Raw genomic sequence first — 14,305 nt, 5'->3', positions numbered from 1 at the left:
CATCAAACAACAACGGGCATGACAGAAAGGGCCGTGTTGGTCCTTCGGTCATGCCCGCGGAGCTGTGGAGAGACGTCCGTTGCCTTAGTCTTCTTCGTCGGCGAGTTGTTGACCAATCTCGTCGCTGATTTCCATATCGGTGTAGACTTCCTGGGCGTCGTCGTAGTCTTCAAGGACATCGATGAACTTGTTGACCTGGCGGGCAGTATTGACGTCATTGACTACCGTGCTGTTCTCGGGGATGAGGGCGACGCTGGATTCGCTGACCTCAATGCCGGCCTTTTCAAAGATGCCGAGGATGCTGCTGAAGGCCTCTGGTGGCGCGAGGATTTCGGCGACATCGTCGTCCACCGAAATGTCTTCGACATCGGCGCCGCCATCGAGCAGGAGTTCGAAGAGCTTTTCTTCGTTGGCGTTTTCGCCTTCGATGACGAAGCGGGCTTTGCGGTGGAATTTCCACGATACGGCACCGCTGCCGGCCATGTTGCAGTTGTACTTGTTGAAGAAGGAGCGGATGTCCGCGGCGGTGCGGTTGCGGTTGTCGGAGAGGCAGTTGATGATGACTGCCACGCCGCCGGCGGCGTAGCCTTCGTAGCTGAGTGATTCCATCTGCACGCCATCGCCACCGCCGCAGCCTTTTTTGATGGCGCGGTCGATGTTGTCGTTGGGCATATTGGCTGCTTTCGCGGCCGCGACGGCCGAACGCAGGCGCGCGTTCAGATCAATATCGCCGCCGCCTTCTTTGGCAGCCATGATGATTTCTTTACTCACGCGCGAGAAAATTTTGCCGCGTTTTGCGTCGGCCGCGCCTTTTTTGTGCTTGATGGAAGACCATTTGTTGTGGCCGGACATAGGCAGCTCCTTTTTGGCTCTGGGGACAGAAATGGGCTACAATAATCACACTATGCACCGATGGGCCATGTCGGCTTTTGCCGCTTGTGCACCCGGTTTGTGGCTTTAGAACAAGCTATAAATGTAATGCGCGGGAGACGACAATTCAACTGTGGAAACTGTCTCCGCGAGCTGGTCGCGGGTGGTTTTCAGCAGGTAAGAACGAAGCTGTCGCGGTGTACGGCCTCTTCCATGTCGGGTTGGTAACCGAGCAATTGGGGTATTTCGCCGGTGCGGGCGCCGCAGAGCAGGGACAGCTCGGCGTTGCTGAAATTGACCACGCCGCGGCCGAGTTCCTGATTTTGGGTGGTGATGATGCGCACCGTATCGCCGGCTTTGAAAACGCCGCGCAGGCCGATGACGCCGCCGGGGAGGAGGCTGCGGCCGTTTTTGCAGAGTGCGGCTTCGGCGCCGGCATCGACGATGAGCGCGCCGCGCGGTTCGGAGAAGAAGGCGAGGAAGCGCTGTTTGGCGTGCATGCGGACTTTGCGTGAGGGCACGAAGAGAGTGCCGAGGTCTTCGCCGGCGAAGAGTTTGCTGAGCACGCCGAAGTCGAAGCCGTCGGCGATCCACAGTGGTTCGCCGCTGCGGGTGACCATGGCGGCGGCGCGGAGTTTGGTGACCATGCCGCCGACGGAGAAGCGGTTGCCATCGGTGCCTTGAGCCATGGCGATGACTTCGGAGTCCAGGGCAGTGACGACGCTGATGCGGCTGCCGAGCTTGCCGCTGTCGGGCAGGCGTTCACAGAGACCGTTGATGGTGGTGAGCAGGATGGTCAGGTCAGCGCGGGACATGCCGGCGACGAGGGCGGCGAGGGTATCGTTGTCACCGACCTTGATTTCGTCCACGCAGACCGAGTCATTTTCGTTGATGACGGGGAGGACCTGTCTGGCCAGGAGTTCGTTGAGGCACTGGGCGACGCAGCGGTGCCGTTCCTGGTCGTGGAGATCGGCGGCGGTGAGCAGCAGCTGGCCGCAGTGGAAACCATGGGCCTTGCAGGCTTCTTCGTAGAGGGTCATCAGCAGGGACTGGCCGACGGCCGCGTGCGCCTGCAGCGCGGCGAGGCTCTTCGGGCGGCGCTTGGTGCCCAGCAGTTCCATGCCGGCGCCGATGGCGCCGGAGGACACCAGGACGACTTCCAGGCCCTTGTCGCGCAGGCCGGCAATGGCCGCAACAAGCTGGTTGACGCGTGCGGCGGCGCTTTGGCCGTCGACGTCCATAAGCAGCCGGGTACCGACTTTGACGACGACCCGGTGGATGCCCGGGAGCAGATTGGCGCGCGTGCCGTTGTCTTCGAATTGATAATGCATGGCGGAATGGGGGTGAGGTGGTGTCGTGAAATACCGGGGGGATGGTTGGAAGCGCCTACAAGCAATGGTCGGAAGCGTTTAAATGTAAGGTGCTTTCAAAGACATGCAATGACTGGACTTGCGAAAAACACGGCGCCGGGGTAATCGGTCAGTGTACACCCCGGTGGGGAAAACACCGGGGACAATTTGCAGGAAACCCACGGCCAGTCGCCGCCCAGCCATTCGACCTTGATTTCCGCCGACCTTTGCGGCAACGGGTTTCATAGGAGTCATTGATACCGTGTGGACCACGGCTTAAGCGCAGCCCGCTTCGTGCGCGCGACCTTATGGGATGGGGGCCCCCTACGGTGGGGGGGCTGATTTCAAGAACCGCAGAAAAAATAGTCAAAAACTCGCCCATTGACAAGCAAAAAAACGCCGAATAACAGCAAATTGTGGATCAGTATGATTTGAGCTGTCTTGTTCGTGTGATTTGGGTATTCATCGTTGTGAGTTCTGGTGAACCGATCGCGCCGCTCGGATGCCCGCTTTATCGCGGCGGCTAGCGATATTCCACCTTAGTCATGTCCCTCTTGTGCGTAGGTGGGCGGCGCTGGCAATAACGGCGTATCAATGACTGCCCGACGACGCGAAAAGGTACTCGGTCAGTGTACACCCCGGCGCATCGCTGGGACAATTTGCAGGAAACCCACGGCCCGCCGCCGCCCAGCCATTACACATAGGTGGCTAACCAGGCAGCGGATTTCATAGGAGCAATGCTCTTCACATAGCATGCGGCAATCGCCGGCCATGAGTTGATTGGTAACCATGCACAAGATCATTCGCCGAGGTTTTGAGCACCGAAGGTGCGCCCTAAGATAGCCCAGGGCAAGCGCCCGCAGGGCGCGTCGCCCTGGGTAAGGTGCCCCATCCCAAGAGAGCCCTGAAGATGGTATGCTTTTGTCAACTCAATCAGCGTCATTTTCGGGTGAAAAACTCCTTTTTTTTCTTTCCCGCTTAATCCGACGTTTGGTTGCTGCCGGTGCTTCATAGGGAACCAACTTCTTGCTTGAAGGCTGATACTCCATGTAATTTTCCGTGCCGCATAGCACCGACCAGCAGATCATCAGCAACTTGCGCATGACGGCGCAGCGCTTCTGCATGGGGGTAAGATTCGTCAAACGCTTGGACAATGCATCCAAGATGGGTATTCTCGCCTGGGCGGTGAGGGTGGCCATGTAGAGCATCTGCCTAATGACCGGCGCTCCTTGCTTGGACAAGCGGGTGGATTTCACAGACGTGCCGGAACACTTGTTCTTCGGGTTCATGCCGGCAAAGCTCACGACCTGCCGGATGTTTTGGAAACGGTCTTCCGGCCCGTATTCGGCGATGAGAGTAGCCGCTATGATCATTCCTATCCCGGGAATCGAATCCAGCTTGGTGACGCGTTCCTGCAGGGCGGCGTGGCTCCGCAGGTATTCCCTTATTTTCACCACGAGACAGTCCAGTTGTTCTTCCACGCTCTTCAAAAGATTTTGAAAGATCTGACGTTCGCCCGGATCATCCAGGTTCGTCAGCTGATTCTTGAGTATCGTGCTTATTTTGGTCAAACTGGCATTCATTCTGGTTAAACGCTTGAGCCCCGCGTAGTCTGCCGGCATTTCATACATGGCGTCCGGCTTTTGCGTGGTACCCAACCTCGCCAGGCATTGGGCGTCCAGCTTGTCCGTCTTGCTTTCGATATCGTTGAACTTCTTGAAGGCAGGCACTTTGGCTGGATTGATGAGCGCAATATAACTATCGGGCTTCGCCGCCTTTAACTGTTTGATCAGACGGTATGAATAACATCCCGTCGATTCCATCACCAGCCGGTACACAACCTTGCGCTGCGGATGCAACCGTTCCTCAATATGCTTTCGATTCGCCTTCAACCAGGTGAAGAAATCTTTCACGCCTTCACGCGTGTTGGTGATGTGCTTGACCGCCAGGGAGGTCAACCCCTTGTTCCTGTTCAATTCCTGGTTATCGTCAAGCCAGTCTATGGCGCAGACGGTATCTTTTTTGCCGACATCAAGACCGACCCAGATTATATGTTCGCTAAGCATGGCTTACTTCTCCGCTTGCTGCTATAGTGTTGGAAGTGTGCGTGCAAGGCCAACCTTGTCTATGCGGGGAGTTTCCCCAAAGATGGTGAATACGGCCATTATTGCACTGCACGGTAACGGTCGTGCCGCCTAATCTTCAGGCTGAGGAACTGAATAGTTACTCATGGGCCACAGGCAGGCACGGCCGTGCTTTTTTGTGTGCGAAACACAAAAAAGCGCCTGATAACACGACTCCAAAGGCGGAACAGAAGAGAAGAGAAGAGAAGAGAAGAGAAGACAACATACACCGGAAAAAAGAAAGAGGTACCACAACCTTCAGGACGCATAGAGACTATGCATAGGGCGCCTCGTGGATAACCTCTTTGATACTTATACGTAGCCATTTGCCGCTCCTTGTTACTTGGTTCTCCCAAGAGAATTACGGGGAAAATCGCAGTGGCTATCGACACACAGGTGTCAATGACGCCACTATACAAGGGGCGGCCTAAAAGACCTGCGACGAAGGGTCACAGCGCAAAATTGCCGCAGCAATTAATGAGTTCCATTGCCTCTTTGGCTCCAGTCAGCTTCGCCGACTGAAGCCAAAGAGGCTGAGGAACACGGACCAATATGGCGCGCTACCCAGGGCGGCGCGCGCCTTCGGCGCCGCTTGCCCTGGGCTATCTTAGGCCGCGCTTTCAGCGCTTCTGCCGCTTCGCGGCGGAAATGCACGACGAGAAAAGGCTGCTTGGTTGAAACAACAAGTGCCATGGATACCGTTAAATGCAGAGCATCGGTTTCATAGGAGTAACCACCTCGTTGGGGAAAACACCGGGGACAATTTGCCGGAAACCCACGGCCAGTCGCCGCCCAGCCATTCGACCTTGATTACCGCTGACCTTCGCGGCAGCGGAGTCATAGCGGGCCCAGAGTAGCAGCGGCTTCCAGCCGCTGTGCGCACGGCTCGTGCGGCGGGGGAGACGGGCCGGGTACGGTCGGCGTGGATGACGAGGACGGTTTATTGAGCCGTCTTGTCAGAGTGGGCGAGACGCCCACTCCACGGCCGCGAGACGTAATCGGTCAGCAACTATTCATGCGGCGGGGGAGACGGGCCGGGTACGGTCGGCGTGGAAGACGAGGACGGTTTTATGAGCCGTCTTGTCGGAGTGGGCGAGACGCCCACTCCACGGCCGCGAGACGTAATCGGTAAGTAACCACTCCGGTGGGGAAAACACCGGGGACAATTTGCAGGAAACCCACGGCCAGTCGCCGCCCAGCCATTCGACCTTGATTTCCGCCGACCTTTGCGGCAACGGGTTTCATAGGCGGCATTACATGCAGGTGCGCTTGGCGGTGGCGGTCATGCCTGGCGCTTGGCGAGGGCGAGGGCGAGTGCCTGGCGCATGGCGTCAACGGGTGCGGCCTGTCCGGTCCAGAGTTCGAGGCTGCGGCAGCCTTGGTGGAGGAGCATGCCGCTGCCGTCGGCGGTGTGGCAGCCGCGGGCGGCGCATTGGGTGCGGAAGGGTGTAAAGCCGTAGACCATGTCCATGACGGCGAGGGCTGGTGGGATGAGTTCTGGCGCAAAGGGCAGCGGGTCGCCGGCGTGGAGGCCCAGTGAGGTGCATTGGATGAGGACATCGCAGGACGGCAGGACGGCGGCGATGGCGTTGTCGTCGGCCAATGGCAGGCAGCGCACGGGGCAGGCTGGTGCGGCTTGGCGGATGGTCTCGGCCAGGGCTTCGGCGCGGCTGGTGGTGCGGTTGACCAGGATGATTTCGGCGGCGCCATGGACGGCCGCGTAAACGGCTGCGGCGCGGGCGGCGCCGCCGGTGCCGAGGAAGAGCTGCCGGGTTTGGGCGGTGGCGATGCCGAAACATTCGTGGATGGCGGCGGCCAGGCCGTAGCCGTCGGTGGAAAAGCCGTGGAGCACGCCGTCGCGGTTGACGATGGTGTTGACGCTGCCGGCGCTGACGGCGTCGCCATCGCGATGATTGAGCATGGCGAAGACCTGCTCCTTATGGGGCACGGTGACATTCCAGCCGCGATAGCCGTCAAGCCGGAGCTGTTCCATGCGTTGGCCGAGTTCTTCGGGCGGCGTTTCGCAGAGTTCGTAGCGCGCGTTTCGCCCCAGGGCGCGGAAGCCGGCTTCCTGCATCTGCGGTGACAACGAGTGGCGGACAGGCCAGCCGATGATGGCGTATTTTTCCATGGTTGTGGACCGTATGAGTAGCGGCGGTGATTGTTTTTGTCAGGCGGGCCATTACTTTTTCAGCTTCGCGGACGGTGTCCGCTGCCGCCCGTCGGCAGTCGGGGTTTTGAGGTGAAGTACTATAGTGGAGAATGGCCATGTTTCCTGCCATCGCGGTCTGGGCGCCGCCGGGTGCAACGGTTGGAGTGCGGCGATGAGTGTAGCCATGCGTGCTGAGACCTTACTAGCGGAAGCCGCCGCGGCGTTGCTGGCGGCCGGCATCAGCAACGGTCGGCAGGAAGCCGGCTGGCTGCTGGCGCAGGTGCTGGGCGAGCAGCCGCTGACGGCGCAGCCGTGCAGCGGTGGGACGCCGTTAGCGCCGGCGGTCGTGGCGCGTTTCAATGCGCTGCTGGCGCGGCGTTTGGCAGGCGAGCCCCTGCAGTACATCCTTGGCGATGTGGATTTTCATTGCGTCAATCTGCTGGTGGGGCCGGGCGTGCTGATACCGCGGCCAGAGACTGAGCAGCTGGTGGATTTCGCACTGGCGCTCTATCCCGGTGCCGGCGCGATCTGCGATCTTTGCACGGGGTCCGGCGCCATTGCGCTGGCGTTGGCGGCGAGACTGCCGGGGGTCGCGGTGACCGGCGTGGATTTGTCGCCGGAAGCGCTGGTATGGGCGCGGCGCAATGGCGAACGGCTGGCGCTGGCCAATGCGCAGTTCTTGTTGGGCGATCTCTTCGCGCCGCTGCCGGCGGCCGCGCGTTTCGCCATGATCACCGCCAATCCGCCCTACGTGACGGCTGCTGAGTACGAGCACCTCGAGGCGGTGGTAAAGGACTACGAGCCGCAGCTGGCACTGGTGGCGCCCGAGCGCGGCCTAGCTGTGATCAGGCGCATCGTCGAGGGGGCCCGCCGGCGACTCCTGTCTGGTGGCTGGCTACTTTGCGAGATCGGTGAAGAGCAGGGCGGTGAAGTCGGTGATATTTTAACGGCTTGCGGCTATGCCGCCGTGGCGATTCGCCAGGATTATGCGGGCAAGGACCGCGTTGCAGTGGCGCGCTGGCCGGGCGGTGCCGAAGATTGAGCAGCGGCGACCAAGTATTGGCGCTGCCGGCGTCGGCGCCGTGATCTGCGCTTGGCTGGGTAATGGCGACGAACCGTCTGTTTCGCGGTTGCGATTGTTTTTAGCGTATGCGTTTGTTTTGACGATGCAAAGCACGAGGAGAGCGAAAACATGCTGTATCTGCTGTTGATTTTTGTGGCTTTAGTCATCCCACTGCGTTACCGGGTGCGGGTGCGTGGCCTGGACGAGTGCATTAAAAAAGGTCGAAAAGGCGTACTGTTTCTGCCCAATCACCCCGCGTTGATTGACCCGGTGATAGTCAACTTGGCGCTGTTCTGGAAGTTTCGTCCGCGGTCGCTGGTGGACATCAAGCAGTTACGTTTCGGGGTGCTGAAGTATTTGGAAAAGACCATCAATATGCTGCCTTTGCCGGACATCGGCATATCGGGCAAGAGCGGTCGCGATGAAGTGCTCAAGCAGATCAACGCCTGCGTCGACTCCCTGAAGGCCGGTGACAATCTGCTTCTTTACCCGGCGGGGCGCATTTATCGCGGTCGCTATGAGAAGCTGCGTGGCAACGGTGGCGTCGCGCGCATCCTGGAGGCGTACCCGGAGGTGCGCGTCGTGCTGGTGCGTACGCGTGGGCTTTGGGGGAGTTCCTTCGGGCGCGCCAAGGGCTACCAGAATACCTTTGGTGAAGTCCTAGTCAGCCACATCAAGCATATTTTGCTCAATGGTATCTTTTTCGGCCCGCGGCGGGACGTCAGCATCGAGTTTGTCGAGCTGCCGGACGACTTTCCCCGGCAGGCCGACAAAGACGAGATGAACCGCTACCTGGAGAAATTTTACAATGAGGATGCGCCGCCGAACACCTACGTTCCTTACGTCTGGTGGGAGCGTGGTGGTTCGCGGGTGGTGCCCGAGCCCGATGCGATCAACGTTGCGGTTGACACCCGGTCGGTGCCTGACGAAGTCCGCCGCAAGGTCTATGAGCGTCTGCATGAAGTGACCAGCAAGAAGATACTGAAGGAGACCGACACTCTTGGTACCGACCTCGGTTTGGACAGCCTGATGGTTGCCGAGCTGCATGGCTGGTTGCAGGAGGAATTCGGCTTCCAGGTGAACAACCCCGAGACCCTGCGCACGGTGGGCAGTCTGTTGCTGGCGGCCATTGGCGAGAGCGACGGCATTGAGCCCTTGCGGCCCATTCCGCCGGAGTGGTTTGCCAAAGAGGACGCTGGCTTGCTGCTCTGCCCGCGTGGCAATCGCATCACCGACGTGTTTTTGCGCAATGCCGCGGAGGCGCCAAACTTTGTGCTGCTGGCCGACCAGAGCAAGGGCGTCTTCACCAATCGCAAGATTGTTCTGGCGATCATGGCCCTGCGCCCGAGCATCATGGCCATACCCGGCGATCGCGTCGGCATCTTGATGCCGGCCTGCGCGATGGCCAATGTCGTTTACTTGGCCGCGTTGTTTGCCGGCAAGATACCCGTGTTGGTCAACTGGACTGTCGGTTTGCGCAATATGCGCTACTGCCTGGACAATGCCGGCGTGAAAACCATCGTCACATCGTCGCAAGTCATTGATCGTTTGGAAGGTCGCGGGACGGATTTCACCGGCGTGAAAGAGCAATTCTGCTATTTGGAGGACATCGCCAAGGGCATTCGTCTGCCGCACAAACTGCGCTGTGTGCTGGCGAGCCATTTCTGCTGGCGGAGTCTGCGGCGAGCGGCGGTGCCGGAGATTGCGGCTGTGCTGTTTACCAGCGGTTCGGAGAGTCGTCCGAAAGCCGTGCCGCTGACGCATACGAATATCCTGACCAACCTCACGGCGGCGATGGCGCCCTTGGGGCTGCGTCGCGACGACTGCGTGCTGGGCATGCTACCGCCTTTCCACTCTTTCGGCCTGCTGATGAACTTCGTCATGCCGGCTTGTGCGAGTTTGCGTGTGGCCTATCACACCAACCCGACTGAGGGCGATATGCTGGCGCGGCTGATCGCGGCCTACCGGGCGACGATGATGGTTGGCACGCCGACCTTTATCGCCAACATCCTGCGCCGGGCGAACAGCGAGCAGGCCCGGACGGTGCGGCTGCTCATCACCGGGGCGGAAAAATGCCCCGAGGCGGCCTTTGCGCTCTTCCGTGAGAAATGCCCAGCGGCGGCATTTTTGGAGGGCTATGGCATTACGGAGTGCTCGCCGGTGGTGGCGATGAACCACCCGGGCGCGGCGAAGGCCGGTTCCATCGGCAAGATCCTTGCCTGCCTGGAATGGCGGGTGCTGGACCGGGAGATGAAGCCGGTGCCAGCGGGCGGCACGGGGATGCTCTATGTGAGCGGCCCGAGCGTTTTTGCTGGCTACATGCACTACGACGGGCCGTCGCCCTTTGTGGACTTTGAGGGTAAGACTTGGTACCGCACGGGCGACCTCGTCAGCGCGGACGAGGAGGGCTTTATCTTTTTCAAGGGCCGCCTCAAGCGTTTTGTCAAGATCGGCGGCGAGATGGTGTCGCTGCCGGCCATCGAGGAGGTGCTGCTGGAGAAATACCGCAGCGAGGACGTGCCGCTGCCGCTGGCCGTCGAGGCCTTGGGCACGGAAGAACAGCCGCTGGTCACGCTCTTCACGGTGCTGGCTATTGATCGCGAGCAGGCCAATACTGCCTTGCGGGAGGCGGGCTTGTCGCCCATCCACAACATCCGGCAGGTCGTCAGCCTCACGGCCATACCGGTGTTGGGCAGCGGCAAGACCGATTATCAGTCCTTGAAAAAATTGACGGAGAATGGTGGCTGAGACGATGACGACTTCATTGCATATCCATAGCGGCGATGCCGCAGCCGACTTGGCGCGGGGCGTCATTGCCGGCACACACATGTCCTGGCACGATCTGCTGATGAATGGGCCGTTGCCGGCGGGCGACGCCAGCGACGCGTGGTACGACGCCCGCGCCGGGGCGCTGGCGCCCTTTGCCGGCAATGCTGACAGAGCCGGGCATTTTCTGCGGCGGAAAGATCGGGAGTTGTCGGCGGCCGTCGCTGCCGCGTCTGAAATCACTCTGTGGTTTGATGCCTGCCTCTACGACCAGTTGCTGCTTTGCGCGCTGCTGGCGCACAATCAGGCGCTGCGTGGCGCGCTGTCCCGCGCCTATCTGCTTTGCCTGGGATCGGTGCCCGGGCGGCCGCGCCTCCTCGGTTTTGGCGAATTGACCAGCGCCGAGATGCCGCCGCTGCTGGCCTGTCGCGTGCCGTTGACAGCCGCGCATCTGGCGGCGGTCGATGACGCCTGGCGGGCCTTCACCGCGCCGACACCCGAGCCGTGGTTGGCGCTGGCGCGTCGCGACAATCCGCTCTTTCCCTACGTCCCGGTGGCGGCGCAGCGGCTGTTGGAGCAGCTGCCCTGCGTGCGCACGGGCCTGAACCGCCTGGAGTACGAGATACTCTCCGGCGTGCTGGACGGCCTGTCGCAGCCCGTAGCCCTCTTCAAACACGTTTCCGCGCAGGAGGCCATCCCGTATTTTGGCGACACCATGCTGTGGTACGAGCTCAATGCCCTCTGCGATGGTCCGACGCCGCTGCTGCAGCTGCGGGGGCCGACGCCGCGTTTGCCGGTGGCCGTGCCTGCTGCCGGCGAGCCTGCGCCGCCGCCCATATCCGCGTACACCATCTTGGGCACGCTCCAGGGCATGCGTAGCCTCTGGGGCTGGGGCGATTGGCGCGCATTGCGCCCAGTTAAGCGCCACGTGGCCAATGTGCTGCTGGCTGGCCCAGGCGGCTGGCGCTGGGATCGCTGGCAACAGCGGCTCTGCCAATTGCCGGCAACGCTGGCGGCGCCGGCAGTTCCGGGGGGAGTTACGCTGGAAGGAACGGCGCGATGACGGCGTTTGGCGCAACGGAACTACTCGCGGACTGCGGTCTTATTGTAGCCGCGGGCGGTTCGTCCAGTCGTTTTGGTCATGGCAATAAGCTCCTCATGGATCTCGCTGGCCTGCCGGTGTTCTGCCACTGCCTGCGGGCCTTTTTGCCGCTGTTGCCGGCTGGCCATGCCGTGCTGGTGGTGCCGGCGGTCAGCGAGCCGCTTTTCGCGGCGGCACTGGCGGCTGCCGGTTGGGGCGAACGGGTCCGGCTGGTACCAGGCGGCGCATCGCGGCAGGCGTCCGTGCAGGCTGGTCTGGCGGCGTTGCCGGCGGCGGCGACGATTGTCGCCGTGCAGGACGCGGCGCGGCCGCTGGCGACGGCCGAGCTCCTGGCGCGTTGTGTGGCCAGCGCGCGCGCCTGCGGTTCAGGCGTGGCGGCGCATCGCGTGGTGGACACCATCAAGGCCGCTACGGCTGAGGGCGCGGTCACGGCCACGCCCGATCGTCGCGCGTTATGGGCGGCGGAAACGCCACAGGTTTTTCGTCGCGACTGGCTTGCCGCCGCATACGAGCTGGTCGCACGCGATGGCTTGGAGGTCACTGACGACGCCCAGGCCGTGCAGTTGGCGGGGCATCCCGTGCAGCTGGTGGAATCCCAGCAGGACAACCTCAAAATCACCCGTGCGGCGGACCTTCCGCTTGCCAATTTCATCCTCGCTCAGCGGCGCGCTGAGGCGAACGACGTGACTTGACTTGAATAGTGAAAGGGCGCAACCATGCGATATGACACGACGACCTTTGCCGGTGCTGGTGGGCAGGCCATCCAATGCGACGTGCTGACTGTCCACACGCTGATTATCGGCGCCGGCGCGGCCGGCCTCAAATGCGCGGACATGCTTCACGCCTATGGCGTGCGTGACGTGGCTATTGTGGTGGATCGCCTGGGCAATGGCACCTCCAATAACTCGGGGTCGGACAAACAGACCTACTACAAGATCGGGCTTTTCGGCGGCGAGCCGGACAGTCCCATGGATTTTGCCCGCAGCCTGTTCCAGGGCGGCATGATGCACGGCGATTTGGCCTACATCGAGGCTCTCGGTTCGGCGCCGGCCTTTTTTGATCTATGCAAGCTCGGGGTGCCCTTTCCGCACAATGCCTACGGCGCCTACGTAGGCTACAAGACCGACCACGACCCGCGACAGCGGGCGACCTCGGCCGGCCCGAAGACCTCTAAGTTCATGTTTGAAAAGCTGCTGGCGCAGGTGCGGCAGGCCGGCACGCCGGTGCTGGACCAGCACGAGGCCATCGCGCTGCTCACTGATGGCGACGGCGAATCGCGGCGGGTGGTTGGCGCGCTATGTCTGAACAAGGCCGATCACTACCGCGCCAATTACGGTCTGACGGTGGTAAACGCCGAGAATGTCGTCATGGCCACGGGTGGGCCGGGCGAACTCTATAAAATCAGCGTCTGGCCACACGGCCAGATCGGCTCGCATGGTTTGGCTCTGGCGGCCGGCGCGGCGGCCAACAACCTCACCGAGCTGCAGTTCGGGCTGGCCTCGCTGGGCTTCCGCTGGAATCTTTCAGGCACCTATCAGCAGGTGATACCGGATTATTACAGCACGGCGGCGGACGGCGTCAGCGAGCGCCGGTATTTCCTGCACGACTACTTTGCGGATATGCCGGCGATGGCCGGGGCGATTTTTCTCAAGGGCTACCAGTGGCCCTTCCACGCGGCGCGGCTGCAGCATGGCGGGTCGTCGTTGGTGGACATCGCCGTCCATCGTGAAATCAGCGCCGGACGCCGCGTGTTCATGGATTTCATGCGCAACCCGACGCCGGGCGAGGGCATGGCGTCCTTTGCCATCGCGGACTTGCCCGACGAGGCGCGGCGCTACCTCGAGCGCTCGGGAGCACTGCAGGCGACGCCCTATGAGCGGTTGCAACACATGAATCAGCAGAGTATTGATCTGTATGCCGAGCACGGTGTGGATTTGCGCAAGCCTTTGGAGGTCGCGGTCTGTGCGCAGCATTGCAATGGTGGCATCAGCGGCAGCACCTGGTGGGAGAGCAACCTCAAGCACTTGTTTGTGATCGGCGAGCTCTGCGGGACGCACGGCGTGCGACCTGGCGGCAGTGCTCTTAATAGCGGCCAGGTCGGCGCTACCCGCGCCGCCCAGCGTATCGCCAATGTCTATCGCGAGACGCCCATGGCACCGGTGGCATGTGTCGCCAAATGTGCCGGGCAGATCAGTGCTCAGTGGCATGAACTGCATCGCTACCTGTCGCCCGGCGCGGAAGCATTGGACCCGGGCGCGGTCCGCCGGGAAATCCAGACGCGGATGTCGGCCGAGGGCGCGTTCATTCGCTCACTGGCCGGCGCCAAACAGGCGCTGGTCGACGCCCGCGCACTCTACGCACGCATTTGCAGTGAGGGCTTCAGCTGCCAGAGTCCCCGGCAATTGCCGCAGGCCGTGGAAAACAAATGGCTGGCTTTGACCAGCGTGGCATTTTTGCAGGCCATCGTGAGCTACATCGAGCAAGGCGGCGGCAGTCGCGGCGCCTATATGGTCCTGGATGGAAAAGGCGCGCTGACGGTCGATAGCAAACGCGGCCGCGAACTCCGACACCGGGAGGAGAATGCCAGCAAACGCCAGGAAATCCTCGAACTGCAGCTGCAGCCGGGCACGCTTTGCGACTTCGCCGTCCGCGTTGACAAGGTCCGGCCGCTACCCAATGACGACAGCTGGTACGAGACCACCTGGGCACAGTGGAACCGCGGCGAGGTCTTCAAAGGCTGACCGGGGGAGACGGAGCAGGCGGATAAGACGGTGCCGCGCGGCAGTGCGCTTTCTGCAATCAGAGTTGCTTCTGGGCTTTGGTGGTAGCCCAGGCATTGCGGAGTGTGGCGCCCTCCGGGCGCTGACCAAGATGTGTCCG

At 61.5% G+C, this 14,305-nt stretch carries 11 protein-coding genes; 6 read left to right on the top strand and 5 right to left on the bottom strand.

Annotated features, from left to right (window positions below):
• Positions 1 to 84: 84 nt before the first annotated feature.
• From J3R75_RS02325 to J3R75_RS02310, 4 genes are all read right to left on the bottom strand, one after another.
• A complete protein-coding gene (locus J3R75_RS02325; RefSeq protein ID WP_307259704.1) occupies positions 85 to 852 on the bottom strand; it encodes a YebC/PmpR family DNA-binding transcriptional regulator in 768 nt (255 codons plus the stop codon).
• A gap of 188 nt (positions 853 to 1,040) precedes the next feature.
• Complete coding sequence (proB, locus tag J3R75_RS02320) at positions 1,041 to 2,201, bottom strand: glutamate 5-kinase (RefSeq protein ID WP_307259703.1); 1,161 nt, start codon at positions 2,199 to 2,201, stop codon at positions 1,041 to 1,043.
• Between the two features lie 644 nt (positions 2,202 to 2,845).
• Positions 2,846 to 3,010, bottom strand: a complete 165-nt coding sequence (locus tag J3R75_RS02315; protein ID WP_307259702.1) for a hypothetical protein — start codon at positions 3,008 to 3,010, stop codon at positions 2,846 to 2,848.
• A gap of 138 nt (positions 3,011 to 3,148) precedes the next feature.
• Positions 3,149 to 4,285 carry an IS110 family RNA-guided transposase gene (locus J3R75_RS02310; RefSeq protein WP_307259701.1) on the bottom strand — a complete coding sequence of 379 codons (1,137 nt, stop codon included), beginning with the start codon at positions 4,283 to 4,285 and terminating at the stop codon, positions 3,149 to 3,151.
• A 731-nt stretch (positions 4,286 to 5,016) separates the two neighbouring features.
• Here J3R75_RS02310 and J3R75_RS02305 point away from each other — a divergent pair.
• Complete coding sequence (locus J3R75_RS02305) at positions 5,017 to 5,199, top strand: hypothetical protein (RefSeq protein WP_307259700.1); 183 nt, start codon at positions 5,017 to 5,019, stop codon at positions 5,197 to 5,199.
• A 425-nt stretch (positions 5,200 to 5,624) separates the two neighbouring features.
• On the opposite strand, the gene aroE is transcribed toward J3R75_RS02305, so the two are convergent.
• Positions 5,625 to 6,473: a shikimate dehydrogenase gene (gene aroE / locus J3R75_RS02300; protein WP_307259699.1), complete on the bottom strand. Its 849-nt coding sequence runs from the start codon at positions 6,471 to 6,473 to the stop codon at positions 5,625 to 5,627.
• Positions 6,474 to 6,678: 205 nt separating this feature from the next.
• Here aroE and prmC point away from each other — a divergent pair, with 205 nt between their 5' ends.
• The 5 genes from prmC to J3R75_RS02275 all read left to right on the top strand — a co-directional run bounded on the left by prmC (position 6,679) and on the right by J3R75_RS02275 (position 14,166).
• Entirely contained in the window at positions 6,679 to 7,536 is an 858-nt protein-coding gene (prmC, locus tag J3R75_RS02295) for a peptide chain release factor N(5)-glutamine methyltransferase (protein ID WP_307259698.1), read from the top strand.
• Positions 7,537 to 7,686: 150 nt separating this feature from the next.
• Complete coding sequence (locus J3R75_RS02290) at positions 7,687 to 10,305, top strand: AMP-binding protein (RefSeq protein ID WP_307259697.1); 2,619 nt, start codon at positions 7,687 to 7,689, stop codon at positions 10,303 to 10,305.
• A gap of 4 nt (positions 10,306 to 10,309) precedes the next feature.
• Complete coding sequence (locus J3R75_RS02285; RefSeq protein ID WP_307259696.1) at positions 10,310 to 11,386, top strand: hypothetical protein; 1,077 nt, start codon at positions 10,310 to 10,312, stop codon at positions 11,384 to 11,386.
• Entirely contained in the window at positions 11,383 to 12,117 is a 735-nt protein-coding gene (gene ispD / locus J3R75_RS02280; protein WP_307259695.1) for a 2-C-methyl-D-erythritol 4-phosphate cytidylyltransferase, read from the top strand. Before J3R75_RS02285 ends, ispD begins: the two co-directional genes overlap by 4 nt.
• Before the next feature lie 24 nt (positions 12,118 to 12,141).
• A complete protein-coding gene (locus J3R75_RS02275; protein ID WP_307259694.1) occupies positions 12,142 to 14,166 on the top strand; it encodes an FAD-binding protein in 2,025 nt (674 codons plus the stop codon).
• Positions 14,167 to 14,305: the final 139 nt, after the last annotated feature.

It is taken from the genome of Oligosphaera ethanolica, from assembly GCF_030814695.1.
In the GTDB taxonomy this organism is placed as follows: domain Bacteria; phylum Verrucomicrobiota; class Lentisphaeria; order Oligosphaerales; family Oligosphaeraceae; genus Oligosphaera; species Oligosphaera ethanolica.
The sequence above is the reverse complement of the archived record's forward strand: the minus strand, read 5'-3'. Positions and strand labels throughout refer to the sequence as shown.

Bases quoted from the DNA above. Each gene is read 5' to 3' on its own strand.
- J3R75_RS02315 (WP_307259702.1), bottom strand. From the start codon at position 3,010: ATGGTTACCAATCAACTCATGGCCGGCGATTGCCGCATGCTATGTGAA.
- proB (WP_307259703.1), bottom strand. From the start codon at position 2,201: ATGCATTATCAATTCGAAGACAACGGCACGCGCGCCAATCTGCTCCCG.
- J3R75_RS02310 (WP_307259701.1), bottom strand. From the start codon at position 4,285: ATGCTTAGCGAACATATAATCTGGGTCGGTCTTGATGTCGGCAAAAAA.
- J3R75_RS02275 (WP_307259694.1), top strand. From the start codon at position 12,142: ATGCGATATGACACGACGACCTTTGCCGGTGCTGGTGGGCAGGCCATC.
- J3R75_RS02325 (WP_307259704.1), bottom strand. From the start codon at position 852: ATGTCCGGCCACAACAAATGGTCTTCCATCAAGCACAAAAAAGGCGCG.
- ispD (WP_307259695.1), top strand. From the start codon at position 11,383: ATGACGGCGTTTGGCGCAACGGAACTACTCGCGGACTGCGGTCTTATT.
- aroE (WP_307259699.1), bottom strand. From the start codon at position 6,473: ATGGAAAAATACGCCATCATCGGCTGGCCTGTCCGCCACTCGTTGTCA.
- prmC (WP_307259698.1), top strand. From the start codon at position 6,679: ATGCGTGCTGAGACCTTACTAGCGGAAGCCGCCGCGGCGTTGCTGGCG.
- J3R75_RS02285 (WP_307259696.1), top strand. From the start codon at position 10,310: ATGACGACTTCATTGCATATCCATAGCGGCGATGCCGCAGCCGACTTG.
- J3R75_RS02290 (WP_307259697.1), top strand. From the start codon at position 7,687: ATGCTGTATCTGCTGTTGATTTTTGTGGCTTTAGTCATCCCACTGCGT.